Here is a 26,499-nt window from a genome sequence, read left to right as displayed (position 1 = left end):
GACTCGTGTACAGGGCCCGCGCCGCACGGGGGAACGCGGGCCCGCCAACGGGGGAACAGCGGGGGACGACGGGGGAATCAGCGGGGGAAACGGGGGGCACGCACGGGGGGGGTGGCGGGGCGGGCCGCGACGGCCCACCCCGCACACGCCCGCCGCCCCGCCGGGCCCAGGCGCTACGGCCGCGGCACCGCCGACGCCGGGCCCAGCAGCGCTGCCGCCTCCTGCCGCAGCTCCACCTTGCGCACCTTGCCGCTGACGGTCATGGGGAAGGACTCCATGAGCCGCAGGTGGCGCGGCACCTTGTAGTGCGCGAGCCGGCCCCGGCAGTAGCGGGCGAGTTCGTCGCGGGTGAGGGTGTCGGTGGGGTCACGGAGGATGACGCAGGCCATGATCTCCTCGCCGTACTTCTCGTCGGGAACCCCGATGACCTGCACGTCGGAGATCTTGGGGTGGGAGTGCAGGAACTCCTCGATCTCGCGCGGGTAGACGTTCTCCCCGCCCCTGATGATCATGTCCTTGATACGGCCGACGATCCGCACATAGTCGTCCTCGCCCATCACCGCCAGGTCGCCGGTGTGCATCCAGCCGTCGCCGTCCACGGCCTCGGCGGTGCGCTCGGGGTCGTCCCAGTAGCCGAGCATCACCGAGTAGCCGCGGGTGCACAGCTCCCCCGGCTCGCCGCGCGCCGCCGGCTCGCCCGTGGCGGCGTCGACGACCTTGACCTCGACGTGCGGCAGCACCCGCCCGACGGTGCCGGTGCGGCGGTCGAGGTCGTCGTCGCGGCGGGTCTGGGTGGAGACCGGGGAGGTCTCGGTCATCCCGTAACAGATGGCGACCTCCCCCATGTGCATCTCGGAGATCACCCGTTTCATCACCTCCGAGGGGCACGGTGAGCCGGCCATGATGCCGGTGCGCAGCGAGGAGAGGTCGTAGGTGGCGAAGTCGGGCAGGGCGAGCTCGGCGATGAACATGGTGGGGACGCCGTAGAGCGAGGTGCAGCGCTCGCGTTCGACGGCGTGCAGGGTGGCGGTGGCGTCGAAGACGGGGGCCGGGATGACCACGCAGGCGCCGTGGGAGGTGGCCGCGAGGTTGCCCATCACCATGCCGAAGCAGTGGTAGAAGGGCACGGGCAGGGCGATGCGGTCCTCCTCGGTGTAGCCGAGGGTCTGCGCCACGAAGTAGCCGTTGTTGAGGATGTTGCGGTGGGAGAGGGTGGCGCCCTTGGCGAAGCCGGTGGTGCCCGAGGTGTACTGGATGTTGACGGGGTCGTCGCAGCTCAGCAGGGCCTCGCGCGCGGCGAGCAGCTCGGGGGTGACGGCGGTGCCCAGGCGGAGGAGGCCGTCCCAGGTGGGGTCGCCGATGTAGACGACGTCGCGCAGGGCGGGGCAGGCGGAGCGCACCTGCTCGACCATGCGCCGGTAGTCGCTGGTGCGGTACTCGGTGGAGGCGACGAGCAGGCTGATGCCGGCCTGGCGCAGGACGTATTCCAGTTCGTGCACGCGGTAGGCGGGGTTGACGTTCACCATGACGGCGCCGATGCGGGCGGTGGCGTACTGGATCATCACCCACTCGGGGCAGTTGACGGCCCAGATGCCCACCCGGTCGCCCCGGCCCACGCCCTTGGCGAGCAGCCCGAGGGCGACCTCCTCCACCGCCCCGCCGAACTCGGCGTAGGTCCAGCGGCGGCCGCCCTGGACGTCGACGAGCGCCTCGCGGTCGCCGAAGCGTTCGACGGTGCGGGCCAGATCGGCGCCGATGGTGTCCTCGAGCAGCGGGGTGTCGGTGGGGCCTGCCGCGTAGGAAGGGGGGAGTGGGCTCACCGGTGGTCTTCCTCTCGGTACTCGGTTCCGTCGCCCCGAGCGGTGCGCTCGCGCAGCTCGATGCGGCGGATCTTGCCGGACACGGTCTTGGGCAGTTCGGCGAACTCCAGCCGGCGGACGCGCTTGTAGGGGGCGAGCACGGCGCGCGAGTGGGCGAAGAGGGCCTTCGCGGTCACCGGGCCGGGCTCCCAGCCCTCGGCGAGGAGGACGTACGCCTTGGGCACGGACAGCCGCAGCGGGTCGGGGGCGGGGACGACGGCCGCCTCGGCGACGGCCTCGTGCTCGAGGAGGGCGCTCTCCAGCTCGAAGGGGGAGATCTTGTAGTCGCTGGATTTGAAGACGTCGTCGGAGCGCCCGATATAGGTGATGTATCCGTCCTCGTCCCGTCGGCCGATGTCACCCGTCCGGTAGTAGCCGTCCGCCATCGCCTCGGCGGTGCGTTCGGGGTCGCCCGCGTAGCCGGTCATCACCCCGACGGGCCGCCCGGACAGGTCGACGGCGATCTCGCCCTCGTCGGCCGGCTCGCCGGTGTGCGGGTCGAGGAGGACGATGTCGAAGCCGGGGCTGGGGCGTCCCATGGAGCCGGTGCGCAGCGGCTGGCCGGGCGGGTTGGCGACCTGCACGGAGGTCTCGGTCTGCCCGAAGCCGTCGCGGATGGTACGGCCCCAGGAGCGCCGGACCGCCTCGATGACCTCGGGGTTGAGGGGCTCACCCGCGGCCACCACCTCGCGCGGCGGGGTGCGCAGCGCGCCCAGGTCGGCCTGGATGAGCATCCGCCAGACCGTGGGCGGGGCGCAGAAGCTGGTGACACCGCAGCGGTCCATCTCGGCCATGAGCCGGGCCGCGTCGAAGCGGCTGTAGTTGTGGACGAAGACGGTGGCCTCGGCGTTCCAGGGGGCGAAGAGGTTGGACCAGGCGTGCTTGGCCCAGCCGGGCGAGGAGATGTTCAGGTGGATGTCGCCCGGCCGCAACCCGATCCAGTACATGGTCGTCAAGTGACCGATGGGGTACGAGACGTGGGTGTGCTCGACGAGCTTGGGGCGGGCGGTGGTGCCGGAGGTGAAGTAGAGGAGCAGGGGGTCGTCGGCGCGGGTCGGGCCGTCGGGGGTGAAGTCCTCCTCGGCCGCCTCCGCCTCCTCGTAGGCGAGCCAGCCCCGCTCGGCGGTGCCACCCACCGCGATGCGGGTGTAGTCGCCGGGGACGTCCGCGAACTTGCCGGTGTCCTCGGCCCGTACCAGCACATGGCGGGCCCGGCCGCGTTCGATGCGGTCCGCGAGGTCGGCGGGGCCCAGCAGCGGGGTGGCAGGGATGACGACGGCCCGCAGCTTCATCGCCGCGAGCGCGGTCTCCCACAGCTCGGTCTGGTTGCCGAGCATGACGAGGACGCGGTCCCCGGCACGTACGCCCCGGGCGCGCAGCCAGTTGGCGAGGCGGCCGGAGCGGCGGCGCAGGGCGTCGAAGGTCAGCCGGGCCTCGCGGCCGTCCTCCTCCACGATCCACAGGGCGGTGCGCTCGTTGTCCCGCGCGATCGCGTCGAACCAGTCGAGGGCCCAGTTGAACTCGGCGGGCCGGGGCCAGGCGAAGCCCCGGCGGGCGGCCGCCCAGTCCTCGCGGTGCGCGAGCAGGAAGTCGCGCGCCGCCCGGAATCCGGCGGCCGGACCGGCCGGGCCGGTCGGGTTCGTTGCCATCACAGGTCCTCCAGATCGCCGGACGCGTCGCCGAAGCGCTGGTTAGCATCGTGCGACGGTGATCCGGCTCCGGCCACCCCCGGACGGGGGTGGCCCGCGTTCGACGGGACACGGGGACCTTGCCCCGGCCCGGGGCCTTTCAAATATGTCGAGTGTCCAGGGCGGGGGCAGCGGTGAACGAACCTGACGGGACGACGGAGGTGCGGGCGGCCCTGATGAGGCTGCGGACGAGCGCGGGGTTGCCGGTGGCCTTCGGCGGACTGCTCTCGGACGCCCGGCAGTTCCGCATCTCGGACCTGACCGGTACGACGACGGGCTCCCTGCAGGGGCTGGCCGTGAAGGCCGGCAGCGGGCTGGGCGGCAAGGCCGCGGTGCTGACCCGGCCGCTGTCGGTGACCGACTACAGCTCCTCCCCCGCCATCACCCACGAGTACGACGCGGCGGTCGCGGCGGAGGGGCTGCGCTCGGTGCTGGCGGTGCCCGTGGTGGTACGCGGCCGGGTGCGCGGCGTGCTCTACGGCGCCCTGCGGCGGCCCCTGGCGCTGGGCGAGCGGCCGCTGACGGCCGCGGTGGGGGCGGTGCGGGAACTGGAGCAGTCGCTGGCGGTGCGAGAGGAGGCGCGGCGCCTGCTGGCGGCGGCCGGGCAGCCGGCCGTCGCGGACGCCGCGCTGTGGGAGGAGGTGCGCGAGGCCCACGGCGAACTGCATGCCCTGGCCCAGCGCATCGAGGACCCCGAGCTGCGGCGCGACCTGCTGGCGGCGTGCACCCGGCTGGCACGGGCGTCGGCCCCGCCGTCGCCCGGGGGCCCGCGGGTGACGCTCTCGCCCCGCGAACTGGACGTCCTGGTGGGCGTCGCCTCGGGCGCCACGAACGCGAAGGTCGCGGAGCGGCTGGGCCTGCGGCCCGAGACGGTCAAGAGCTATCTGCGCTCCGGCATGCGGAAGCTGGGCGCGCACACCCGGCTCGAGGCGGTGGTGGCCGCCCGCCGGGCGGGGCTGCTGCCGTGACCGTCCATGGCCGGGGTTCTCCGGCCGGGTTCTCCGGCCGGGTTCTCCCTTCCGGGTGATGGCGGTGAGCGCGTTCCGGTTGACGGGCCGTTGCTGGACGCTGTTGCCGGACGCCGTCAACGGGCCGTCAAGGGTCCGCCGGGCGGGGTCAACGAGCTGTCAAGGAGACGGTCGGGGGGACGCGGGCCGGGCATAGCGTGACCGACGCATCTCCCGACACCTCCCGAGGACCGTCATGCATGTGAGCCGTACTCCCGCGGAAGCCGCCGCTGTCGCCGCCGTCACCGCCGTGAACGGCGGTACCGGCCGTGAGGCGCTTCCGGCCGACGACGGAGAGCCTTCCCATCCCGTCCGGGCGGGCCTGCTGTACGTACCCGTCAGGCCCTGCCCCGTCGGCTTCGCCCTGCGCGTCTTCCGCACCCCGCTGGGCGGCCGCACCGCCGTCGCCTTCACCTCCCCGCGCCGCCTCGAGGACTGCCTGGGCCGCGGCGTACCCCACGTCCGTCTCGCCCTGCCCGCCGTGCGGGCCCTGGCCGGGCCGCTCGGCGTCCGGCTGGTCCGCGTCGACCCGCAGCTGACCGCCCCCGCCGTGCGGCCCTCCCCCGACAGCGCCCAGACCCTGCTGCCGACGTTCCCCGGCTGACTCCTCGCGTTCCGCCGATTTCCCCGAAGGAGATCATCCGTGTCCCTTCCCCTTGCCCCCGCGGCCCTCCCGCCGCTTGCCGACGAGGACGCCCCGGCGCCCGTGTGGCCCGCCTCGGCCCGTGTGCTGCCCTCGGGCGACCTGGCCGTCGGCGGAGTGTCCCTCGCCGAGCTCGCCGACCGCTTCGGCACCCCGTCGTACGTCGTCGACGAGGACGAGGTCCGGGCGCGGGCCCGTGCCTGGCGCGCCGCCCTGCCGGACGCGGACATCGCCTACGCCGGCAAGGCGTTCCTCACCCGGGCGATGATCCGCTGGATCGGTGAGGAGGGGCTGCTGCTGGACGTCTGCTCCGCGGGCGAGCTCGAACTCGCCGCGCACACGGGGTTTCCCGCGGAGCGCGTCATCCTGCACGGCAACGCCAAGAGCCCCGAGGACCTGCGCACGGCGCTGCGCCTGGGCGTGGGGCGGGTGGTCATCGACAGCGTCGGCGAGGTGGCCCGGCTGGCCGCCCTCGTGCCGCCCGGCGCCCGGCAGCGGGTGCTGGTGCGGGTGGTGCCGGGCGTCGAGGCCGGGGCGCACGCCGCGGTGCGGACGGGGACGGAGGGCCAGAAGTTCGGGCTGTCCGTCGAGGGCGGCGAGGCGGCCGACGCGGTCGCCCGCGTGCTGGGCCAGCCGCGCCTGGAACTGGTCGGCCTGCACTGCCATCTCGGCTCGCAGATCGCCTCGGTCGACCCGTACGTCACCGCCGTGCGGCGCCTGGTGCCCTTCCTCGCCCGGCTGCGGGACCTGCACGGGGTCACCTTCCCCGAGCTCGACCTGGGCGGCGGCTTCGCCATCGCCTACCACCAGGGCGACGCGGCGCTCGACCCGGGCGAGTACGCCTCCCGGGTGGGCGCCGAACTGGCGCTGCGGTGCGCCCACGCGGACCTCCCGGTGCCGAGGCTGACCGTCGAGCCGGGGCGCTGGATCGCGGGCCCGGCGGGGGTGGCGCTGTACCGGGTGCTGGCGGTGAAGACCACGGGCAGCCGGACGTTCGTGGCCGTCGACGGCGGCATGAGCGACAACCCCCGCCCGGCGCTGTACGGCGTGCGCTACACGGTCCGCCTGGTGGGCCGCGCCTCGGCGGTGCCGACGCGGCCGGTGACGGTGGTCGGCCGCCACTGCGAGGCGGGCGACGTGCTCGCGGAGGACGTCGCCCTGCCGGGCGACATCCGGCCGGGTGACGTGCTGGCGGTGCCGGCGTCCGGGGCGTACCACCTGTCGATGGCGTCGGCGTACAACCTGGTGGGGCGCCCCCCGGTGGCCGCCGTCACGGGCGGCCGGGCGCGGCTGCTGGTGCGCCGGGAGACACTGGCGGACCTGCGCGGCCGGGACGTCGGCGACTGACCGGGCCGACCGGGCCGGGGCCTTCTCCCCCGTGGAGGGCCCCGGCCGTCGGACACGCTCCGGCGCTAGCGCCGGCGTTCCGGTGCGAACGGCACGCCCGACATCAGGCCGCGCCCGCCGACCGCCAGGGCCTCGCCGAGGAAGCCGACGCCGATCGACAGCTGCACCGGTCGCGCCTGGGGGTCCATGCCCAGGCGGCCGGCGAGCGCCCCGAAACCGATCGTGATCAGCGCGGAGCCCGCCATCACCGCGAACGTGCGGCCGGTGTAGCGCTGCCACAGCACGCCCTCCTTCTCGAAGAGGTGGATGGTCATGCCGCGCACCACGCCGAGCCCGACGCCCAGCAGGGATCCCCCGGCCACCCAGGCGAGGTCCGTGCCGCCGAGGTCCGGGACCTCCCACAGCGCCCAGAGGCCCAGCCCCGTGAGCACGAGAGGCGGACCGAACAGGTCACGCGCGTTGAGCGGTTCGCCGATCAGCCGCTTGACCACGACCGCGACGGCGACCACCGCGATGAGACCGGCCGCCACCCACACGTTCACGTCACTCCACCCCTTAACGGCTACGTGCAGCAGCCTTAATAGCTCGGTTGTGCCAAAAAGAATTTAGCCCGGTCGTGCTATAACGGCAACATGCCAAAGATCGTCGACCCCGAGGCCCGCCGCCGGGCGGTGGCCGACGCCGTCTTCCGGGTGGCGGGCCGGGACGGCCTGGAGAACGCGTCGCTGCGCAACGTCGCCGAGGAGGCGGGGCTGGCCGTCGGCTCGGTGCGGCACTACTTCGCGAGCCACTCCGAGCTGATGCTCTTCGCCATGCGGGAGCTGGCCCGGCGCGTCGACGCCCGGGTGCGCGGCCGCGCCGAACGGCTGCTGGCCGCGCCGTCGGGCCCGGACCGCGCCGCACTCCTCGAGGAGCTCCTCGCCGAGTTCCTGCCCCTGGACGCGGCCCGCCACGACGAGGCGGTGCTGTGGCTGGCCTTCAGCACGGCGGCGCGGGTGCGCCCCGACCTGCGGCCCCGCGCGGACGAACTGCACGCCGGCATGCGCGAGCTGATCGACCGCGTCCTGCGCGAGGGTCGGCACCACGGCGGCTTCCCCGAGGACCTGGACGCCCCCCTCGAGGCCCTGAGGCTGCTGGCGCTCCTCGACGGCCTGACCCTCACCGCCGTACTCCAGCCCGGACGCGTCACCCCCGACGACATGCGGCGGGTACTGCGCCTGCACCTGCTCTCACTGCGGGGCGCCTGACACCGGCCACGGCGCGGCCCGGAGGGCCCTCCTCGCCCCGCCCGGTCGGCCCGCAAGGTGCCGTATATCCTGTTATGCGATCCAGTGACGAGCGAGAGGGAAGAGAACCATGCCCGAGCGCCCTCCGCGCCACCGGTCGTCCTCCCCGAGGAAGCACTCCTGGCTGCGCCCCGCGAACGGCCGCCCGGCCGCTCCCCCGGCGCCCTCCCCCGACACCTCCGCCGGGCCCGTCGAAGCGCAGGGCAGCGTGGTCCAAGCGGCCGTCTACCGCGACGGCCACCGCGTCGCGACGCCGGGCTCGCTGGCGGACACCTACCGCCAGCTGCGCGAGCGTCCCGAGAGCATGGCGTGGATCGGACTGTACCGCCCCACCGAGGACGAACTGCTCTCGCTGGCCGAGGAGTTCGACCTGCACCAGCTCGCCGTCGAGGACGCCCTCGAGGCCCACCAGCGCCCCAAGCTGGAGCGCTACGGCGACACCCTCTTCGTCGTCCTGCGGGCCGCCCGCTACCTCGACGCGCCCGAGGAGGTGGACTTCGGCGAGCTGCACGTCTTCGTCGGCCCCGACTTCGTGATCACGGTCCGGCACGGCGCCGCGCCGGACCTGTCGGCCGTGCGGCAGCGCATGGAGGCCACGCCCGAGCTGCTGGCCCTGGGCCCCGAGGCGGTGCTCTACGCGATCCTCGACGCCGTGGTCGACGGCTACGCGCCCGTCGTGGCGGGCGTGCAGAACGACATCGACGAGATCGAGACCGAGGTCTTCGGCGGCGACCCCGCCGTCTCCCGCCGCATCTACGAACTCGCCCGCGAAATGGTGGAGTTCCAGCGCGCCACCCGCCCCCTGGTGGGCATGCTGCACGGCCTGATGGCAGGCTTCGCGAAGTACGGCACCGACGACGAGCTCCAGCGCTACCTGCGCGACGTCGCCGACCACGTCACCCACACCAGCGAACGCGTAGACGGCTTCCGCTCGGCCCTCGCGGACATCCTGGCCGTCAACGCCACCCTCGTCACCCAGCAGCAGAACGCCGAGATGCGGGCCCTGGCCGAGGCGGGCTTCGAGCAGAACGAGGAGATCAAGAAGATCTCGTCGTGGGCGGCGATTCTGTTCGCCCCCACGCTGGTGGGAACGATCTACGGGATGAACTTCGACCACATGCCGGAGCTGCACTGGGTGGGCGGGTATCCGTTCGCGATTGTGCTGATGGCGGTGGTCTGTACGAGCCTGTACGTCATCTTCAAGAAGCGCGACTGGCTGTAGCCACTCGCCCCACGCCCTCGATCGCGCGGACAGTGCACCTGGTCCGGTGGCCGAGAGTACGTCGCGCCCCTGCTGGTGCTGATGCGACACGAAACGGGCCGTGATCCGCCCGTAGTCCTTCAGCGGGGACTTGGCCAAATCCGAGTGCGCCATGTTGCGACCCCAGGAGTACAGCGGCCCGGACGGGAGCATCGTCTCCTGATCGAACAGACAAGGGTGCCGTACGAGATCGCCCGGACCTCGAGGAGACGCGCGGCCTTCCCGCCGGACAGCGAGTCGGCTCCGGACCGCTTCCATCAGCCCAAGCAACTTCTCATGAGACATAGGTGAACTGCCCCAAGAAATGTTTCGGCCAAGGAAGTGCCGGTTCGGGGACGGTCAGCCGGATGGCGGTGTTGACGTGCCTCGTCGGCAAGGGGGAGCATCCGGTGCGCACATTTCTGACCCCACGCCATGGGGGCTGAGCGGGCTCAACCCGTATCTGTGATGTTCCGGGCAATGCGTGGGGATTCATGAGTAGCGTGTGCGGCAGAAAAGGTCTCATTTCCTTCTCGTCCTCCCGGCTTCCGGAACTTTGGCCTATTGCCCAGTGTGAGGAAAGGACAGAGAACGCCCATGTCCCAGATTCCTGAACCCGATCCCGTACTGGCAGTCAGGGCGCCGGAACCACAAGGGCTCGCGCACGCCACCGCGGCTCCGGCGGCCTGCACACCCACGCCCACCTACACCAACTGCGTCCGCTTCAACTACACGGGCGCGATACAGCATTTCACCGTCCCCGTGGGCGTCACCCGCATCAATGCCCGTATGTGGGGCTCAGGCGGCCGTGGCTATTCCCCTGCCATGGGGCAGCCCAGCCCGGGCGGGGGTGGGGGATTTACGTCGGGTGATGTGAGTGTGCTCCCGGGAGAAACGCTGACGGTAGTGGTGGGCGGCTATACCGGATTCGGTGGCGGCGGCATCAGCGGCCCGGATTGGGGAGGCGGGGGGCTGAGCGGCCTGTTCAGCGCCCAGCTGCAGCGGCCGCTCCTTGTCGCCGGCGGCGGCGGCACTTCCACCTACTATTCCAACGGGGAGGGCGGAGCGGGCGGGGCCGGTGGTGGCCACGAAGGGGGCGCGGGAGCGGGGCGTTGTCCCGGGCTGGGTGCGGTCGGGGCGACGGGCGGGGCCGGCGGGGCCGACAACTCCGGTAACCGCGGGGGCCGTGGCGGCAATCCGGGTGCCACTGGCGGCAGCAACTCCGTCGGGAAACCCGGCGGTGTTGTTCCGGTCAACGGGCTGGGCGGCGGTGGCGGCGCAGGCGCTACCTTCGCGGACGGAGCCTACCGTGGAGGATGGGGCGGGGGTGGCTATGCCGGCGGCGGTGGCGCCGGCTTCGACGGCGGCGCGGGTTCGGTCGGTGGGGGCGGGGGTGGGGGCAGCGGTTTCGCAGGTGGTCCGGGTGTGTCGAACGGGGTGACGATCGCGGGTTCAGGCGCTATCGCGGCGAACACAGCGGACCCGCTCTACCAGCCGGGTATCGGCAACTCCAACCAGCATGGTCAGGTGGTGTTGCAATGGGAGGATCCCGTCTTCACGGTCGCTCAGGTGGCCCCGGATCCGGTGGACATGACGCCGGGTGTCACCACGCAAATGGCGTTCACGGTGTCCGCGGACACCACGGTTCCCGCCGGCCGGACCATCACCCTTGTGTTTCCGTCAGGCGTGGCCTTGGCACCGGGCGGCGTTGTCCGCTACATCTGCCCAGCCGCCGGCACCAACGACACGCTGGACTTCACGCTCAACCCTGACGGGTCCGTGAGCGTCACGGCCCCGGAGATCGACCCCTCGACGGCATGTTTCTACTCCGTCGACGTACAGGCCTCACCGGATCCCGTCCAGGGCAGCATCACCGTCGGCGGCAGCACCGGGACGACCTCCTTCAGCATCAGCTGACAGAGCCCCACCCTCACCTGCTGACGCCAGTCACCGTCACCGGCGTCTTCGCATTTCCGCCGGTATCCCCAGAGTGCCGTGCCTGTGTGCTGCACGGCTACCCGTCCGATCTGCAAGCCGAGGAAAGGTCAGGAGATTCGCATGTCCCAAAATCCCGAGCCTGTCCCCGACGCCGCTGCCGTGTCAGCGGCGGATGCGCCGGAACCGCAGGGGCTCATATCCGCTACGGCGACGTCCCCGGTGGCCGGCACGCCAACTGCCCCTTACACCCATTGTCTTCGGTTCAACGCGATCGGGGCGATCCAGGAATTCACTGTCCCCGAAGGCGTCACCGTGATCAACGCCCGTATGTGGGGATCGGGTGGCTCGCCCGGCAATGTGGCTGCGGGTGCTGGGGGCTTCACGTCGGGCCTGGTGAGTGTGATCCCGGGAGAGACGCTGCGGGTGGTGGTGGGCGACTGTCGTGGCTTCGGCGGTGGCGGAGGACGGAGTTGGACCCCGGGCGACCCCTACCCGGGCGGGGGTTACCCGGGCGGGGGTCTGAGCGGGTTGTTCAGTGTCCGGCTGCAGCAGCCCCTGCTCATCGCCGGCGGCGGAGGAGGTGCCAGCGGCAGTGGCAACCCGGGCGGCCCGGGTGGCGGCCTGTACGGGGGCACGGGAGGGGGGCCTGCCCCCGGAAGGGGTGCCGTCACGGCCGCCGGCGGACTGGGCGGGACCAGCAGCTACGGCCATGGGGGGCGTGGGGGGAATCTCGGCGCCCCCGGTTCCCCCGACTCCAGCGGGAGGCCCGGGGGCGTGGTTCCGATCGCGGGTCTGGGCGGCGGCGGAGGGTCCAACGCATACCTTCCCAACTGGTACAGCGGGGGTGGCGGCGGTGGCTATGCCGGTGGTGGCGGCGGAGGGCCCATCGTTGATCTGGACCACCTCCGCGACAGCAGTGGGGGTGGGGGCGGCAGTGGTTTCGCGGGCGGTCCGGGGGTGTCGAACGGAGTGACGATCCCGGGTTCGGGCGGTGTGACAGCGAACATGTGGGATCCGCTCTACCAGCACGGTGTCGGCAACGCCGGCCAGCCCGGTCAGGTGGTGCTGCAATGGGGAGTACCCAGCTTCACGGTCGCTCAGGTCGATCCGAATCCGGTGGTCATGACGCAGGGCGTCACCACGCAAATGGCATTCACGGTGTCCGCGGACATCACGGTTCCGGCCGGCCGGACCGTCACCCTTACGTTTCCGTCAGGGGTGGCTCTGGCGCCGGACGGCGTTGTCCGCTACATCTGCCCAGCCGCCGACACCAACGACACGCTGGACTTCACGCTCAACCCTGACGGGTCCGTGAGCGTCACGGCCCCGGAGATCGACCCCTCGACGATGTGCTTCTACTCCGTCGACGTCCAGGCCTCGACAACCACCCCCGGCATACTCCAGGGCAGCATCACCATCAACGACACCACCGAGACGACCTACTTCAGCATCAGTTAGCTCACGACGTCGGCCCGTTCGGAAGCCGCTCGCCGCCGACACCGACGTCTTCGATCCTCGTGAGGCCGAGGCCGAACCCGGCCTCGGCCTCACTTGGCGACCGGTAGGGTGCCGGCGGACCGGCAGATCGAGAAGGGCCTGATGACCAGCGGGCGGTGGCCTCGCCGACAGGTTGGTTCAGGCACCACCGAGTCCTGAAATACAGAACCCGAACACACAACCGGAATAGTCACCCACCCGGGTGGACCTGTATATGAAATACCCACTGCCGGGGCAGACCCGAGTGGAATGACTCATCCACCGGGACGAGAGGGCTGCCATGCGCTCGCTCCGCAGGATCGCCGCAGTCACGTTGACCGGCACTGCCGTTGTCGCCTGTGTACTGCCGAACGTCGCCTCGGCCAACACCGCTCGAGCAACTGATGGGCGCCTTCCTGAAACCGCCGCATCCCTTGGCTTTGCTGCGGCTCCACCGTAAGGCCTCCGGCCGCCGTTCCCGGCACCGCAAGTGTCGACAAAGTGGCCGTGGGGGTTCGGCACCCAGGCCTTCGATTTCAGTGGCGGAATCGCCCGGGTTCAGTGAGCCGGCGAGCCTGAGGCTGCGTCACAACGCAGAACGGCTGTTGGCTGCCCCTCCTGCGTATGGCCGCGTACACCCCGCCCCTTCACCACGTGAAAAGGAGAGACCGCCGTGGAGCGCCCCCGCACGGCAGCGTCCCCGACCGCTGCTGCCTGTGATCTGGAACTGGTCATCCCCGCCTACAACGAGGAGCGGCGCCTGGCCCCCACCGTGCTCGCCCTCGCCGAGCACTTACGCGGCATGTCGCTGACCGCCGCGCTGCGTGTCGTCGACAACGGCAGCAGTGACCGTACGGCCGAGTGCGTCGACCGGCTCGCCGCCTCCGGCATTCCCATCACCGTCACCGGCTGCTCGCGGCGTGGCAAAGGAGCGGCCGTGGCCAGAGGGATGGTCACCACCAGATCCCGCTGGGTGGGCTTCTGCGACGCCGATCTCGCCACCCCCGCCGCCGCGATCGACGACGCGGTCGCCCTGCTGCGGGACGGCCGGCAGGTCGTCATCGGCTCCCGGCGCTGCACCGGGGCGCGGATGCCCGTGCGTCAGCCGGCCCTGCGGCGGCTGGGCGGGGCCGGGTTCCGGCTGGCGACGCGGAGGTTCTCCGGGCCGGTGAAGGACACCCAGTGCGGGTTCAAGTTCTTCGAGGCCCAGGCCGCGCGGCGCATCTTCGCCGACGTCACCACCACCGGCTTCGCCTTCGACCTCGAGGTGATCGCGCGGGCCCGTGCCCTCGGGCTGAGCCTCGCCGAGTTCCCCGTCGTGTGGAGCGACCAGGAGGGCTCGAGCTTCCGGCCGTTCACCGACGGGCGCCGCGTGGCCGGCGAGCTGTGGCGGCTGCACCGGACCGTCCACCACGCCCCCGCCGCCTCCGCCGTCGGGGAGGCAGGATGAACCCGACGGACTTACACACCGCCCTCCCGGCCACCCAGGACTGGCACGGCCGCCACGTCGTCGTCTGCAACTGGCGCGACGGCCGCCACCCGCAGGCCGGCGGCGCCGAGCTCTACTGCGAGGAGGTCGCCCGGCAGCTCCACGACGCGGGCGTCCGCGTCACGTACCTGACCGCCCGCCCCCGGGGCGCCGCCCGCCGCGAGGACACCGGCTTCGGGACCGTCGTACGCGGCGGCGGCCGGTTCACCGTCTACCCGTTCGTCCTGCTGTGGCTGCTGTGCCACCGCCGTTCGGTGGCCGCCGTGATCGACTCGCAGAACGGCATCCCCTTCTTCACCCCGCTCGTCGTGCGCCGCCGCACCCCTGTGGTGCTGCTCATCCACCACGTCCACCAGGGCCAGTTCGCCCTGTGGTTCCCCCGCCCCGCCGCCGGCCTCGGCCGCTGGCTCGAGCGGCGGGGCAGCGCCCTGGTGTACGGACGGCGCGCGGTCTGTGCCGTGTCCCCCTCCACCCGCGCCGAGATCCGCCGGCGGCTCGCCGTGCGCGGCCCGGTCCACTTCGCGCCCGCCGGCCTCGACCCGGCACCGCCCCCCGCGCCCCGGCCCCGGCAGCGCGCCGCGGCACCACGCATCGTCTGCGTCGGACGGCTCGTCACACAAAAGCGCGTCGACCGGCTCGTCCACGCCATGCCCGCCCTCCGCCGTGAACTGCCCGACGCGGAACTGCACATCGTCGGCGACGGCGAGGCGCGCCCGGACCTCGCCGCGCTCGTGAACGAACTCGGCGTCGGCCACTGCGTCGTCCTGCACGGCCGCGTGCCGCAGGAGGAGCGCGACGCGCTCGTCGACTCCGCGTGGATCACCGCCACCACCTCCCTCGCCGAGGGCTGGGGCCTGTCCGTGATGGAGGCCGCGGCCGCCGGGGTGCCCGCCCTGGCCTACGACGTCCCCGGGCTGCGCGACACCGTCCGCCACGACGTCACCGGCTGGCTCCTGGGCCCCGACGACGACCTCGCCTCCGGCCTCACCAAGGCCCTGCGCACCGTCGAGGCGCCCCAGGACGCCGCCCGCTGGGAGACCGAGTGCCAGGCATGGGCGGCGAGATTCAACTGGACAGCCACCGCGTCCCACCTACTCGCGACGCTCACTGCCGAGGACGGCCGGCTGCGCGGGACCGGCCGGGCGAAGGCCGTCGAGCGGCGCACCGTCACCGACACATGCGTGATCGTCAACGCCCCGGCCGACGTCCTCGAGCGCGCCGATCTCGCCTCCCTGCGCACGACCGATCTCGTCGACCTCACCGGCCCCCGCCCCGGCCTGCTGCTGCTCGGCGCCGACGAACGGGACGCCGAAGCCGTCCTGACCCGCATCGGCGTCGACACCGGCGACTCGCGAGTGTCCATCCGCCTCGCCCGCCACCACGACATCCTCGGCTGGCAGACCCACCCCCCTACCCAGGCGCGGCGGCATGAGACGGCCCGCCGCCGCGCCACCGCCATAGCGGCCCCATGGCTCGGTGCCCTCTTCGTCCTCGCGCTCGTCCTGCGGCTGGCCTTCATCGGACGTTCCTACGACGTGTTCGTCGACGAGCTCTATTACACCGCCATCAGTCGGCACCTCGCCGACGGCCAAGGGCCGGTCTGGGACGGGCAGTTCTTTGCCCTCCACCCGCCCGCCCTCTTCGCGGTGCTGGCCGCCTTCATGCGGCTGACCGGCCAGGCCTCCGGCGACCTGCTGCACCAGGTGCTGGACCTGCGGCCCGTCATCGCCACCACCGGGGCACTGACCGTCGTCGCCGTCACCGCACTCCTGCGCCGGACCGTCCGCGGCCCCCTGGCACTGACCGCCGGACTGTTCCTGGCCCTGGACCCGTTCCTCAACCGCTTCGACAGCCGCGTCATGCTCGAGGCCCAGGCCACGGCCGCCACCGCACTCGGCATGCTGGTGCTCGCCCGCACCCCGGCCACCCCACGCGGCCGGACCGCCACCGGCGTGGGCGCGGGGCTGCTGTTCGCGCTCGCGATGACTACCAAGGAGCCCTACACGCTGGGCACGTTCGTACCCGTTGTCGTGCTCGGCCTCGCCGCCCGAGGGGACACACGGCGGATGCGGCTGACGGCCGCCACCGTCACCGTCGCCGGCTACGCGGTGTACGTCATCACGACGGCCGCCACCGGCAACTGGGCGCCGTGGTGGGCACAGAAAACCGACGGAATCGCCCGCGCCCTGGGCCTGAAGCAGATCAGCGGCTTCAACAGCACCGACGGCACGGCCGCCTTCACCGACCGGCTGCTCGTCCAGCTCGGCCAGTTCGCCGTCCCCTACGCCCTGATCGCCCTCGGCACCGCGGCCGTCGCCTGGCTGCTGTGGTGCCACACCCGGCGGCCCCAGGTGTTCGCCGATGCTCCTGGGCGGACGCTGATCACGGCGTGGGCGGCGTGCACGCTGCTGCACCTGATCTACGCGGTGGCCGTGGGTACGCTCGAGGAGCAGATGTTCTACCCGCTGGTCGTCACCAGCACCGCCGCCCTCGCGCTCGCACTCGACGTCCTCCTCCGGCCCAAGGGCATGGCGACCAGGGCGGGCACAGTGCTCGCCGCGCTCGCCCTGACCGTGGACGCCGTCGTCTGGGCCCGAGTCCACACCCGGCACGACGACGCCCTCCGGCGCACCCTGGCCTGGTCCCGTACGCACCTCGCCGCGGGCAGCGTCGTCGCGGCCACCGACGAGGGCACCTCCTTCGTCCTGCCCGGCGCCCGGCTCGCCGACTGGCGGACCACCGCCGACCTCAGGCGCAACCGCGTCGACTACCTCGTACTCTCCACCGAACTCGTGAAACAGGGGTACGCACACATCGGCCCCCAGCTGCCCCGCGTGCTCGAGCGCGAGGCCCGGCTCGTCCACAGCGAACCCGGCAGGACCGTCGGCGCACTGCGCGTGTACGACGTACGCGCACTGGTCGCCGGCTCCGGAACGGCGGGGCGACGATGACGACGACCACTGCCCTGGCCCGTACTGCCCCGTCTCCTTCACCGGATGGGGGCCCGGTCCGTGGCGCCCTCCTGCTCACCCTTTCCGCCGTCCTGGTCGGCGCCGGGAACTACGGGCTCTCGCTCTTCCTCGTCCATCTCCTTCCGCCGTCCGAGTTCACCGTCTACTCCGCCGTGTCCTCGGTACTCCTCGGCGTGGGCACCCTGGCCGGTGCCACGGTTCCGTGGGTACTGGCCCGTGAGGTCGCCGACAGCGCCCCGGGCAGCGCACGGCGGCGGATGTCGGTGCGCTCCTGCCTGTGGCTGGCGCTGGGGCTGTCCTTCCTGACAGCTGTGGCGGCGTGCGGGACCGTGGCCTCGTATGCCGGGCCGGGTCCGCTCGCCGGCCTGGCTGCCGCGTGCGTGGTGATCTGGCTCAACTCCGTCGGCGCCGGCTACCTCCAGGGGCGCGAGCACTTCGCCCAGCTGGGCGCGCTGCGGGTCGGCGAGGTGGCCGTACGGATCGCCGTCACCGTCGCGGCCGTCGCCGCCGGATGGGGTGCCGCGGGGGCCATCGGCGCCTTCGCCGCCGGTGCGGCGGTCACCTCCGTCGCCGGGCTCGTCGCCCTGCGCGCAGACCTGGCGCGTCCACGGGGCGGCACCGAGGCCGAGTCCCGCGAACGTGGCGGGCTGTGGCGGCGCGCGGCCACCGTCGGCGGCATCCAACTGCTGACGTGCGTGCTGTTCACGCTGGACGTCGTCGTCGCCGTCCCGGTCCGCGGCGGCTCGGCCGAGCTGGCGCCGTACCAGGCGCTGGCGGTCCTTGCCCGGGTGCCGCTGTTCCTGTCGACCGCCCTGGCCACCGTCGTCTTCCCCCGGCTGGCGGCCGGACCGCCAGGGGCGGGCGGCGAGGGCTTCCGCACGGCACTGCGGCAGCACTGGATCGCGGGCACCGCCGTCACGGTCACGATCGCCACCTGCCCGGACGCGGTCACCGCGCTGGTACTGCCCCAGCACTACACCGCGTCGGCCGCGCTGCTGCCGCCGCTGGCCCTCGCCGGGTTCGCGGGCGCGACGATCGTGCTGGTGACGGTCGTGTTCCAGGCATGGGGCCCGGCCCGGGCAGTGGTGGTGCCGCTGGCAGTGGCCTGCCTGCTGGGGGGCAGTGCGTACGCGCCGGCCGCCGCCCGTCCACCGGCGCTGGCGTGGAGTTCGGCGGCCGTCACCTCGGCGGTGGCCGTGGTGACGGTGGCACTGGCGCGGCGCCGGGCTCCCGGGCTCGGGCCGACGGCAGGGGCCGCAGGCCCGCTGGCCGCAGGCGCCCTGGCCTGTGGTGCGTTGTTCGCGCTGCGGCCGTACCCGGTGTTGTGGGCCCTCGTGGTGCTCGTCGTACTGACCGGCGCGGCGGCATCCTTACGCACCCGGTCACGGCGCCGGGGCGCGTACCGCGTGCTCCACCTCGGCTTCGAGGACCCGAGACGGCCCGGCGCGGGCGGTGGTTCGGTTCGTACGCACGAGGTCAACCGGCGGCTGGCCGCGCGCGGCATCGAGGTGACCGTCGTCGTCGCCCCCTGGCGCGGCGCCACCGCGACCGTCCGCGACGGCGTCCGCTACGTACCGCTACCCGCGCACCCGGGGCCACTGGCCCGCAGCCGCTTCGCCGCGCAGATCGCCTACTTCGCCGTCACCGTCACCCGGCTGGGTTGGCTGACGCGCCGTTACGATCCGGATGTCGTGGTGGAGGACTTCGCCGCCCCGTTCTCGTCCGTCTGCGTCCCGTACCTGACGCGCAAGCCGGTCGTCGGGCTGGTGCAATGGCTGTTCGCGGCCGACAAGGCCCGCGAGTTCCACCTGCCGTTCGGCGCCGTCGAGCGACGCGGGCTCGCCTCCCACACCACGCTCGTCGCGGTCAGCGACGGCCTCGGCGCCGAGCTGCGCGAGCGTCATCCGTCGGCGCGAGTGGAGGTGATCCCCAATGGCGTCGACCAGGCCGCGTTCATCCGGCCCCGCGCCGAGCGGGGCGGCCATGTCCTCTATCTGGGGCGTCTGGAGAAGACGTCGAAGGGCCTGGACCTGCTGCTGCGTGCCTACGCGCTCGCCGCCCCGCAGACCACGGCCGACCTGCACATCGCCGGCGACGGCCCGCACGCCGGCGCCGCCCGCGCCCTGGCCACCGACCTCGGCATCGCCGACCGCGTCCGCTGGCTGGGCCGCGCCGACGGGCCCGCCCGCTTCGACCTCCTGGCCTCGGCCCGGCTCGCCTGTGTCCCCAGCCGTCAGGAGACCTTCGGCATGGTCGCCGCCGAGGCCCTGGCCACCGGCACCCCCGTACTGGCCTTCGACATCCCTCACCTGCGCGACCTGGTCACCGACGACGTGGGTGTGCGCGTCCCGCCCGGCGACGTCGACGCCTACGCGGCCGCCCTGGCCGCACTCACCCGCGACCCCGCCCGCTGCGCGGCGCTGGGCGCGAAGGGGCCGCCGACGGTGGCCCACCTGGACTGGGACCGGATCGCCGCCGCGCAGCTCGCGGCCTACCACCGGGTCACCCCGGGCGTCCGGCTCCCGCACGAGGCACTGCCACGGGACCGGCCGTAGCAGCGAAGGCCGATCCCCTCGATCGACTTCGCGGTCCGCTTGTTCCGGTTATTCCGGTCGGCGAGGTGGCGACGGACGGCCTGCGCCTTCAGTCATCGGGTCGAGAGCATCACGCAGCATGGCGCGAGAGGTGATGCCCAGCTTCCCGTAGATCTGGTACAGGTGCGCGCCGATGGTGCGGTGCGAGAGGAACAGGCGCTCGGCGATCTGCTTGTTGGTGAGTCCGGATGCGGCGAGGCGGGCGATCTCGAGCTTCTGGGAGCTCAGGCCGTGGGTGTTCGAGGTACCGGGTTGTCGTCTGCTCCCGCCCGCCGCTCGCAGTTCCTTCGCCGCTCGTTCGGCCCACGGCCGGGCGCCCAGGTCCTCGAAAGTCGCCAGCGCGGCCTGCAGCGGTGTCCTGGACTCGGCTGTCGCCCGGGTCCTTCGCATCCGCTCGCCGTGGGCGAGTTGGACCCGGGCGTGGTCGAAGCGCCACCGGCCGCCGCCGGGGGTAGCCAGCGCCAGGGCGAAGAGGCGCAGGGCCTGCTCGTCGTCGGCGGTGCACAGGGCAGCCGACGCCTCCGTCAGCATGGCGTGCCGGGAAGACACGCCGGCGATGCCGGCGTCGCGCATGGCCCGGACGTGCTCGACGGCCTCTTCGCGCCGGTTGCTGCGGACACCGGCTTCCACGAGGTGCGCGGCCACCCACAGCGCGTGGGGGACGTGTGAGGCCAGGGTGCCGGCCGGGCTGACCGCGTCGGCGTGTTCGTAGGCGAGCGCGAAGTCTCCTCGGCCCAGAGCGGCTACGGCCGCCGCGTGGTGCGCGTAGTGCGTGGCACAGTGCGCGCCGTGGCGCGAAGCCCAGCCGATGATGCGCTCGGCCGTCGCGAGGCTTTCGTCGGCGTGCCCGCGGGCCCCGAGGACGATGGCCCTGATGTACAGGAAGTACCAGGCGAAGGCGCTGTACCCGTGCTCCTCGCACGCCCGGAGTCCCTCGCCGGCGAGGTCCAGTGCCTCGTCCCAGCGTCCGGTGAGGTAGTCGTCCAGGCACAGGTGGATGAGCGCGGAGATGTACCGCCTCGCCGGGCCGCCGTCGCGCCCCGTCCGCACCACCTGCCAGGCCGCTTCGCGGACCTCGCCGAGGCGGTCGAGGTAGAGGGCCCCCGTGCCGACGCGGGTGATCCGCACCGGGTCGGCCTCACCGGCCAGGGAGGCGGTGAGAACGTCGAGTTGTCCGTGTGCCGCCGCCCCGGTGCGGGCGGGATCGGAGAACGTCCGGCCCAGGACGGCCAGGATGGCCGGCGGCTCCGGGGTGAGTCGTTCCACGACCCGGTAGTAGAACTGCCACAGGTCGTGCCGGGCGCCGAAGAAGCAGATCACGGCCAGTACATGCAGCGCGTCGACGAGCGCCTTGTCGCCGGCCCGGTACCGGTGGGCACCGGCCGCGGACTCGATGGCACGGCTCAGCAGGCGGTGGGCCGTGGCCACGTCACCGCCCCCCTCTCCATCGCCGTTGAGGACGAGCAGGGCCGACGCCGTGGCGGAGTGGAGGGAGTCCTGGCCTTCCGGGGCGGCCCGGCGTGCGTCGTCCAGGAGCTTGCGGGCGCTGGACAGGGCTCCGGTGGACTCGGCCCCCAGGTAGGCCGCTTCCGCGAGGCGACGGCTGCGGTTCGGCCCTTCGGGAGTGAGGGATGCCGACCGGATCAGCGTCCGCATGGCCCCAGTGGCGTCCCCGCGACGCAGGGTGAGGCCGGCGGCGTGCTCCAGCAGCGCGGCGACCTCCTCGTCGGGCTCCAGCGTGGCCTCGCCCAGGTGCCAGGCGCGGCGCTCGGGCTGGTCGACAAGCACGTGGGCCAGCGCTGCGTGCACGGCGCGCCGCTCGCTGCTCGGGGCGTGCCCCACCACGGCGGAGCGGATGAGCGGATGCCGGAACCTCAGCCGCCGTGCGTCCTCCTCGACGAGCACCAGGCGGTCGCGCTCGACCGGTGCGAGATCGTCCAGGTCGTACCCGCCCGCGACGTGGCGTGCGGCCGCCTGCAGCACACCCAGGTCGCCGGTCCCTTCCAGAGCCGCGAGCAGGAGCAGGTGGCGCGAGGAAGCGGGCAGGCTCGTGACACGCGAACCGAACAGCGTCTCCAGCCGGCTGGTGAGGGGCAGCACGGCGAGCGGGTCCGCGGACGTGGGCGGCAGTGCGGTCGGCAGTTCCAGGAGCGCCAACGGATTGCCGCCCGCCTCGGCCAGCAGCCGTCGGCGCACACTGCCCGCGAGCCCGGGGAACCTGCTGCCGAGCAGCTGCGCCGCCGACCCGTCGTCCAGGGGCGGGAGGTCGTACGTGGGAAGGGCACCGCCCTCGTGGGCGCTCAACTCTCCCGAGCGCGCCGCCGCCACGAAACCGACGCCCAGGCCGCTCACTCGCCGGGCGACGAAACCGAGCACCCTGGTGCTGGCGCGGTCGACCCAGTGCAGGTCGTCGATGACGATCAGCAGCGGCTCCCCGCCGGCAACCGTCTGAAGCAGCCGCAGCACGGCGTTGGAGACGAGAAGCTGCTCCGGCGGGGAGCCGCTGTCGAAACCGAGCGCCACGCGGAGGGCGTTGCGCAACGTGGCGTCGAGGTGCTCCAGGGCGCCCAGGAACGGGAAGAGGACCTGGTTCAGGCCCGAGTAGCTGCAGTCGGCCTCGAACTCCACGCCCGCGGCCCTGAGCACCTGGACCCCGTCCGCACGCGCGGACCCCGCGAGCGCGTCCAGCACGGCGCTCTTGCCCACGCCGGCCTCTCCCGCCAGCAGCAGCGCGCCGCCGCCCGCCCCGAGGCGCAGCCGTTCACGAACCACTCGCAGGTCACCGTCCCGGCCGACCAGCCGGTCCCCGGCGCCGGGCGCGCCGGACACACCCCCGCCCTCCACCACAACCGCTCCCCTCCCCGGGACCGGCCCCGTCACTCGTGCGACTGGAGCCGGTCCGCACACCATCTTCGGACTCGATCTTCGGACTTGATCTTTGGACTTGCTGGTCCATTTTTAGCTGCCTAACGTGCCGACCGTTCGCCTCCCCACAACGAGCCCGCACAGGAAGGTGTCATTCCATGCATGCGATACGTATCGAGGAGCACGGTGGCCCCGAGGTCATGCGCTGGACCGAGCTGCCGGACCCGGCCCCCGGTCCCGGCGAGGCGCTGGTGCGGCTGGGTGCCGCCGGGGTGAACTACATGGACGTCGGCGCCCGCGCCGAAGGCGGACCGGGCTGGGCGGCCCCGGTCGTCCTCGGTGCCGAGGGGATGGGATACGTCACCGCCCTCGGCGAGGGAGTGACGGACCTGGCCGTCGGTGACCGGGTGGCCTGGTTCTACCACCCCGGCAGCTACGCCGAGTTGCTCGCCGTGCCGGCGGACTCGCTGGTCAAGGTGCCTGACGGCATCAGTGACGAGACCGCCGCGGCCGTGATGATGCAGGGCCTCACCGCGAGCCACCTGAGCACCGAGACCTATCCGATCGGTCCGGGCGACACCGCCGTGGTGCATGCGGCGGCGGGCGGGGTCGGCCGGTTGCTCACCCAGATGGTCAGGGCCCGCGGCGGCCGGGTGATCGGCCTGGTCTCCCGCGAGGAGAAGGCCCCCGTCGCGAAGGAGGCCGGCGCCGACCACGTCCTCGTTCACTCCGGCGGCGGCTTCGAGGACCGGATCAGGAAGCTCACCGGCGGACGGGGGGCCGACGTCGTCTACGACGGCGGCGGCGCCGGCACCTTCCACTCCTCCCAGTCGGCATTGCGGCCCCACGGGGTGCACGCCTACTACGGCCCGTTCATGGGCGTCCCGACCCTGCGGCCCACCGACCTGCCCAACAGCATCCTGCTGACCTACCCCGTGGTCCACCACCACGTCGCCACCCGCGAGGCCCTGCTGCAGCGGACCGGGGAGCTCTTCGACCTGATCCTGACGGGCCGGCTCACCCCGCGCGTCACCGGCCGCTACCCGCTCGCGGACGCGGCCCGCGCCCACGCGGACCTGGAGTCGCGCAGCACCACCGGAAAACTGCTGCTTCTTCCCTGATCGCCCGTCACCCCGTCCGGGCCGACCGCTGGAACGGGACACAACAGCTCACTTCGGGAGGATCCATGCCGCTGACCCGCAAGGGCACCGCGACCCGGCAGCGCATCGTCGAGGGCGCCGCCGACCAGATCCGCGAACAAGGGGTGTTCGCGGTGCGGCTCGAGGACGTCATGGCCCGCACCGCGACCAGCAAGAGCCAGCTCTTCCACTACTTCCCCGGCGGGAAGGACGAACTGCTCCTCGCCGTTGCCCGGCACGAGGCGGCCCGGGTGATCCACGACCAGGAACCGGAGCTGAGTTCCCTCACCTCCTGGCCGGCCTGGCAGCTGTGGCGCGACAAGGTCGTCGCCCGCTACCGCGCTCAGGGCAGCGACTGCCCCCTCCATGCGGCTCTCGCCCGCCTGGGCGGGACCACCGACGCCACCCGCACGGTGGCCGGCGAACTGATCGGCCGGTGGCAGCACCAACTCGCCGCAGGCATCCGCCACATGCAGGGCAGCGGCGCCATCGCCCCCGAACTGGACGCCGACCGCGAGGCCGCCGCCCTACTGGCCGGCATCCAGGGCGGCGTGCTGATCCTCATGACCACGGGCGGCTCCACCCACCTTGAAGCAGCCCTCGACCGGGGCATCGCCCACCTGCGCGCCTCCGGCCATCAGGACCGCTGACGACCCGCCCGACCGGCGCGAGTGGCCGACCGGTCACCAGGTGACCGGGAGTGCCTCGACGCCGTAGACCGTCGAGCCCCGGCGGAAGCGGAGGGCGGCTTCGGGGACGGCGAGCCGGAGGGTGGGGAAGCGGCGGAGCAGGGCCGGCAAGGCGATCTTCAGCTCCAGTCGGGCCAGTTGCCGGCCGAGGCACTGGTGGGCGCCGAAGCCGAAGGACAGCTGGGCGACCGGACGGCGGTGGAGGCCGAGTTCGTCGGGGCGCTCGGGGACGAGGCCGGGGTCGCGGTTCGCGGTCAGGGGAGAGAGCAGCACGTGCTCGCCCGCGGCGATCCTGTTGCCGTTGATGTCGACGTCCGCCACGGCCGTGCGCAGGAGCGGTGCGGGGATGGCGAGATGGCGCAGGAGTTCCTCCACGGCCGCACCGGTGACCGTGGGGTCGTCGCGCAGGGCGGCGAGCTGCTCCGGATGGCGGAGCAGGGCCGGCACGCTCAGCGCGAGCATGGTCGCCGTCGTCTCGTGTCCCCCGACCAGGAGGGTGGTGCCGAACCCGATGAGCTCGTCGTCGGTGAGCTCCGCCCCGTACTGCCGCACCATCGTGCCGAGCACTCCGGCCCCGGGGGTGGCCCGGTTGCGGGTGACGATGTCAGCCATGGCCGCGTTCAGTTCGGCGGAGGCGGCCACCAAGCGGTCGGCGTCGGCCGTCCCGTCCATGATCACCCGGGAACAGCGCTGGAACATGGACCGTGTCCCGTACGGGACGTCGAGCAGTTCGCAGATCACCAGCGACGGAATGGGCAGGGCGAACGCCTCGACCAGGTCGACGACCGGTCCCTGCTCCGCCATGGCGTCGAGGTGGTCGGCGACCATCGCCTCGATCGCGGGACGCAGCCGCTCGGCCTGGCGGACGGTGAAGCTGCCGGTGAGCATCCGGCGGAGGCGGGCATGCTCCGGACCGCTGTAGGCGGGCAGGAAGCCCGGGTGGTTGAACAGGGTGCGCGGCAGCGCCGGGTCGATGCCGTTGCCCGTCACCAGGCGCTCGTCCGCGAAAGCGGCCCGGACGTCGTCGTATCCGGTGATGACGACGGCCTCGATCTCGCCGCGCACCGGATGGAGGACGCGCAGCCGCGGCAGGCCGTCCTCCTCGCGCATCCGGCGCAGGTCCGGCGACGGGTCGAACGGGCAGGTCCGGTCCCGTTCGGAGGCGACGAAGGACGCCGGGCGGTGATCGGGCATGGTGCATGCTCCTCAGCTGTGTCGATCCTGGGAACGCCGGATTGTCGTGGCGGCGAGCACTGGCCTACACGCGGTACCGGGTGGAGGCGTGGTGCCAGTCGTAGGCGCCGCGGATGGTGGTCTGCAGTGCCTCCGTGCAGTAGCGCTGGAGAAGGTCGCGTTCGGCCGGGTCGAGGTCGCTCGTCGCCCTGGCGCCGAGCAGGGCGCGGTGGGCGCCGGTGAACAGTTCAAGGGCTTCGGCCTGGCGGCGGAGGGCCTGGCCGATCGCTTCCGTCCGGGAGAGGCCGCGGTCCCTTTCCAGGCAGAGCACCAGGTTGTTCCGCTCCCCCAGTGCCGTGTCCTTTTCCAGGGAGACGATGTCGTTGTCGCAGATGATGAAGGTCTTCGTCATCTCACGCATGACCGACAGGTGCGGCAGCGCGTACAGGTGGTCCGGCAGGACGCACGAGGACAGGCGCTCGGCGAGGTCGATGACCGGTGCCACGCCGATGGTGTGGCGCCGGACCCGCAGGTACGTGCCCAGCGACATGGGCGTGCCGGTCTGCCGGCTTCGCGCCTCGTGGACGTGGTGGTCGAGGTAGGAGGACCAGTGGGCGGCCGATCGCCGGCTCCAGTCCTCGGGCATGTCCTGGCAACTGCGTCGTCGCATGTCGGCGAAGGCAGCGGCCAGGGGCAGCGGGGAGGCCTCGCCGGTGGTGCCCTCCTTGACGAGTCCGACGAGATGGCGGACCCGCTCGGGGGACCGGCCCCACTCCTCGTCGAGCGCGTCGTCGAACAGGAAGTACCAGCTCTGCTGGTCGACTCCGATGTCCAGTTCGCTGCCGGTCGCGTTCGGATAGAACATGGCCGCGATCAGCGGGAACTGGCCCTTGAGATGGTGGGCTTCCGCCGCTTCCGAGGACAGGAAGCCGAAGGACTTCGGCCAGGCGAGGTGACGGTCGTGGGCGGCCGGGAAGTCCGGACTGATCCGGCGCGGAAAGGGGACGGGATCCGGGGCCGGTGGCCCCGGGTCCAGGGAAAGGGGCTCCGCCGTCGTTGTCATGGTGTGGCGCACCTCCGGAGAACGGGGCCGG

The 26,499-nt window shown here is 72.7% G+C and carries 18 protein-coding genes; 12 read left to right on the top strand and 6 right to left on the bottom strand.

Features of this window, described 5'->3' with window-relative positions:
- Positions 1-173: 173 nt before the first annotated feature.
- Together ACIG36_RS09970 and ACIG36_RS09965 are read right to left on the bottom strand one after the other, a co-directional pair.
- Positions 174-1,820, bottom strand: coding sequence for an AMP-binding protein (locus ACIG36_RS09970; RefSeq protein ID WP_399924919.1), 1,647 nt, complete (start codon positions 1,818-1,820; stop codon positions 174-176).
- A complete protein-coding gene (locus tag ACIG36_RS09965; protein WP_399924916.1) occupies positions 1,817-3,508 on the bottom strand; it encodes an AMP-binding protein in 1,692 nt (563 codons plus the stop codon). The genes ACIG36_RS09970 and ACIG36_RS09965 overlap by 4 nt, the downstream gene beginning before the upstream one ends.
- Positions 3,509-3,723: 215 nt before the next feature.
- Here ACIG36_RS09965 and ACIG36_RS09960 point away from each other — a divergent pair, with 215 nt between their 5' ends.
- From ACIG36_RS09960 to lysA, 3 genes are all read left to right on the top strand, one after another.
- Positions 3,724-4,515: a response regulator transcription factor gene (locus ACIG36_RS09960; RefSeq protein WP_399925395.1), complete on the top strand. Its 792-nt coding sequence runs from the start codon at positions 3,724-3,726 to the stop codon at positions 4,513-4,515.
- A gap of 241 nt (positions 4,516-4,756) precedes the next feature.
- Entirely contained in the window at positions 4,757-5,158 is a 402-nt protein-coding gene (locus ACIG36_RS09955) for an SAV_915 family protein (RefSeq protein WP_399924914.1), read from the top strand.
- 39 nt (positions 5,159-5,197) lie between these two features.
- Complete coding sequence (lysA, locus tag ACIG36_RS09950; protein ID WP_399924911.1) at positions 5,198-6,544, top strand: diaminopimelate decarboxylase; 1,347 nt, start codon at positions 5,198-5,200, stop codon at positions 6,542-6,544.
- A 65-nt stretch (positions 6,545-6,609) separates the two neighbouring features.
- Here the strand turns inward: lysA and ACIG36_RS09945 are convergent, their stop codons facing one another.
- Positions 6,610-7,086 carry a DUF1453 domain-containing protein gene (locus tag ACIG36_RS09945; RefSeq protein WP_399924908.1) on the bottom strand — a complete coding sequence of 159 codons (477 nt, stop codon included), beginning with the start codon at positions 7,084-7,086 and terminating at the stop codon, positions 6,610-6,612.
- A gap of 90 nt (positions 7,087-7,176) precedes the next feature.
- Here ACIG36_RS09945 and ACIG36_RS09940 point away from each other — a divergent pair, with 90 nt between their 5' ends.
- From ACIG36_RS09940 to ACIG36_RS09910, 7 genes are all read left to right on the top strand, one after another.
- The gene (locus tag ACIG36_RS09940) at positions 7,177-7,791 is read left to right on the top strand and encodes a TetR/AcrR family transcriptional regulator (RefSeq protein WP_399924906.1); all 615 of its coding nucleotides are present in this window, start codon (positions 7,177-7,179) and stop codon (positions 7,789-7,791) included.
- A 109-nt stretch (positions 7,792-7,900) separates the two neighbouring features.
- A complete protein-coding gene (locus tag ACIG36_RS09935) occupies positions 7,901-9,052 on the top strand; it encodes a magnesium and cobalt transport protein CorA (protein ID WP_399924903.1) in 1,152 nt (383 codons plus the stop codon).
- A 615-nt stretch (positions 9,053-9,667) separates the two neighbouring features.
- Positions 9,668-10,987 (top strand): hypothetical protein, encoded by a 1,320-nt coding sequence (locus tag ACIG36_RS09930; protein ID WP_399924900.1) that lies wholly within the window; start codon positions 9,668-9,670, stop codon positions 10,985-10,987.
- A gap of 1,014 nt (positions 10,988-12,001) precedes the next feature.
- Positions 12,002-12,466 carry a hypothetical protein gene (locus ACIG36_RS09925; RefSeq protein ID WP_399924897.1) on the top strand — a complete coding sequence of 155 codons (465 nt, stop codon included), beginning with the start codon at positions 12,002-12,004 and terminating at the stop codon, positions 12,464-12,466.
- A 691-nt stretch (positions 12,467-13,157) separates the two neighbouring features.
- Positions 13,158-13,934, top strand: a complete 777-nt coding sequence (locus ACIG36_RS09920; protein WP_399924894.1) for a glycosyltransferase — start codon at positions 13,158-13,160, stop codon at positions 13,932-13,934.
- Positions 13,931-16,924 carry a glycosyltransferase gene (locus ACIG36_RS09915; RefSeq protein WP_399924891.1) on the top strand — a complete coding sequence of 998 codons (2,994 nt, stop codon included), beginning with the start codon at positions 13,931-13,933 and terminating at the stop codon, positions 16,922-16,924. Before ACIG36_RS09920 ends, ACIG36_RS09915 begins: the two co-directional genes overlap by 4 nt.
- Positions 16,921-19,500, top strand: coding sequence for a glycosyltransferase (locus tag ACIG36_RS09910; protein ID WP_399924888.1), 2,580 nt, complete (start codon positions 16,921-16,923; stop codon positions 19,498-19,500). Before ACIG36_RS09915 ends, ACIG36_RS09910 begins: the two co-directional genes overlap by 4 nt.
- Positions 19,501-19,548: 48 nt before the next feature.
- Here the strand turns inward: ACIG36_RS09910 and ACIG36_RS09905 are convergent, their stop codons facing one another.
- Positions 19,549-22,368 (bottom strand): AAA family ATPase, encoded by a 2,820-nt coding sequence (locus tag ACIG36_RS09905; RefSeq protein WP_399924885.1) that lies wholly within the window; start codon positions 22,366-22,368, stop codon positions 19,549-19,551.
- Positions 22,369-22,562: 194 nt separating this feature from the next.
- On the opposite strand from ACIG36_RS09905, the gene ACIG36_RS09900 reads away from it, so the two are divergent.
- The gene (locus ACIG36_RS09900; RefSeq protein ID WP_399924882.1) at positions 22,563-23,525 is read left to right on the top strand and encodes a quinone oxidoreductase family protein; all 963 of its coding nucleotides are present in this window, start codon (positions 22,563-22,565) and stop codon (positions 23,523-23,525) included.
- 65 nt (positions 23,526-23,590) lie between these two features.
- Positions 23,591-24,193 carry a TetR/AcrR family transcriptional regulator gene (locus ACIG36_RS09895; RefSeq protein ID WP_399924879.1) on the top strand — a complete coding sequence of 201 codons (603 nt, stop codon included), beginning with the start codon at positions 23,591-23,593 and terminating at the stop codon, positions 24,191-24,193.
- Positions 24,194-24,226: 33 nt separating this feature from the next.
- Here the strand turns inward: ACIG36_RS09895 and ACIG36_RS09890 are convergent, their stop codons facing one another.
- Together ACIG36_RS09890 and ACIG36_RS09885 are read right to left on the bottom strand one after the other, a co-directional pair.
- Positions 24,227-25,426 carry a cytochrome P450 gene (locus tag ACIG36_RS09890; protein WP_399924876.1) on the bottom strand — a complete coding sequence of 400 codons (1,200 nt, stop codon included), beginning with the start codon at positions 25,424-25,426 and terminating at the stop codon, positions 24,227-24,229.
- Between the two features lie 64 nt (positions 25,427-25,490).
- Positions 25,491-26,468 carry a pentalenene synthase gene (locus ACIG36_RS09885; RefSeq protein WP_399924873.1) on the bottom strand — a complete coding sequence of 326 codons (978 nt, stop codon included), beginning with the start codon at positions 26,466-26,468 and terminating at the stop codon, positions 25,491-25,493.
- Positions 26,469-26,499 lie beyond the last annotated feature (31 nt).

It is taken from the genome of Streptomyces sp. NPDC053048, from assembly GCF_044547045.1.
In the GTDB taxonomy this organism is placed as follows: Bacteria; Actinomycetota; Actinomycetes; order Streptomycetales; family Streptomycetaceae; genus Streptomyces.
This window is presented reverse-complemented; position numbering and strand designations above follow the sequence as displayed.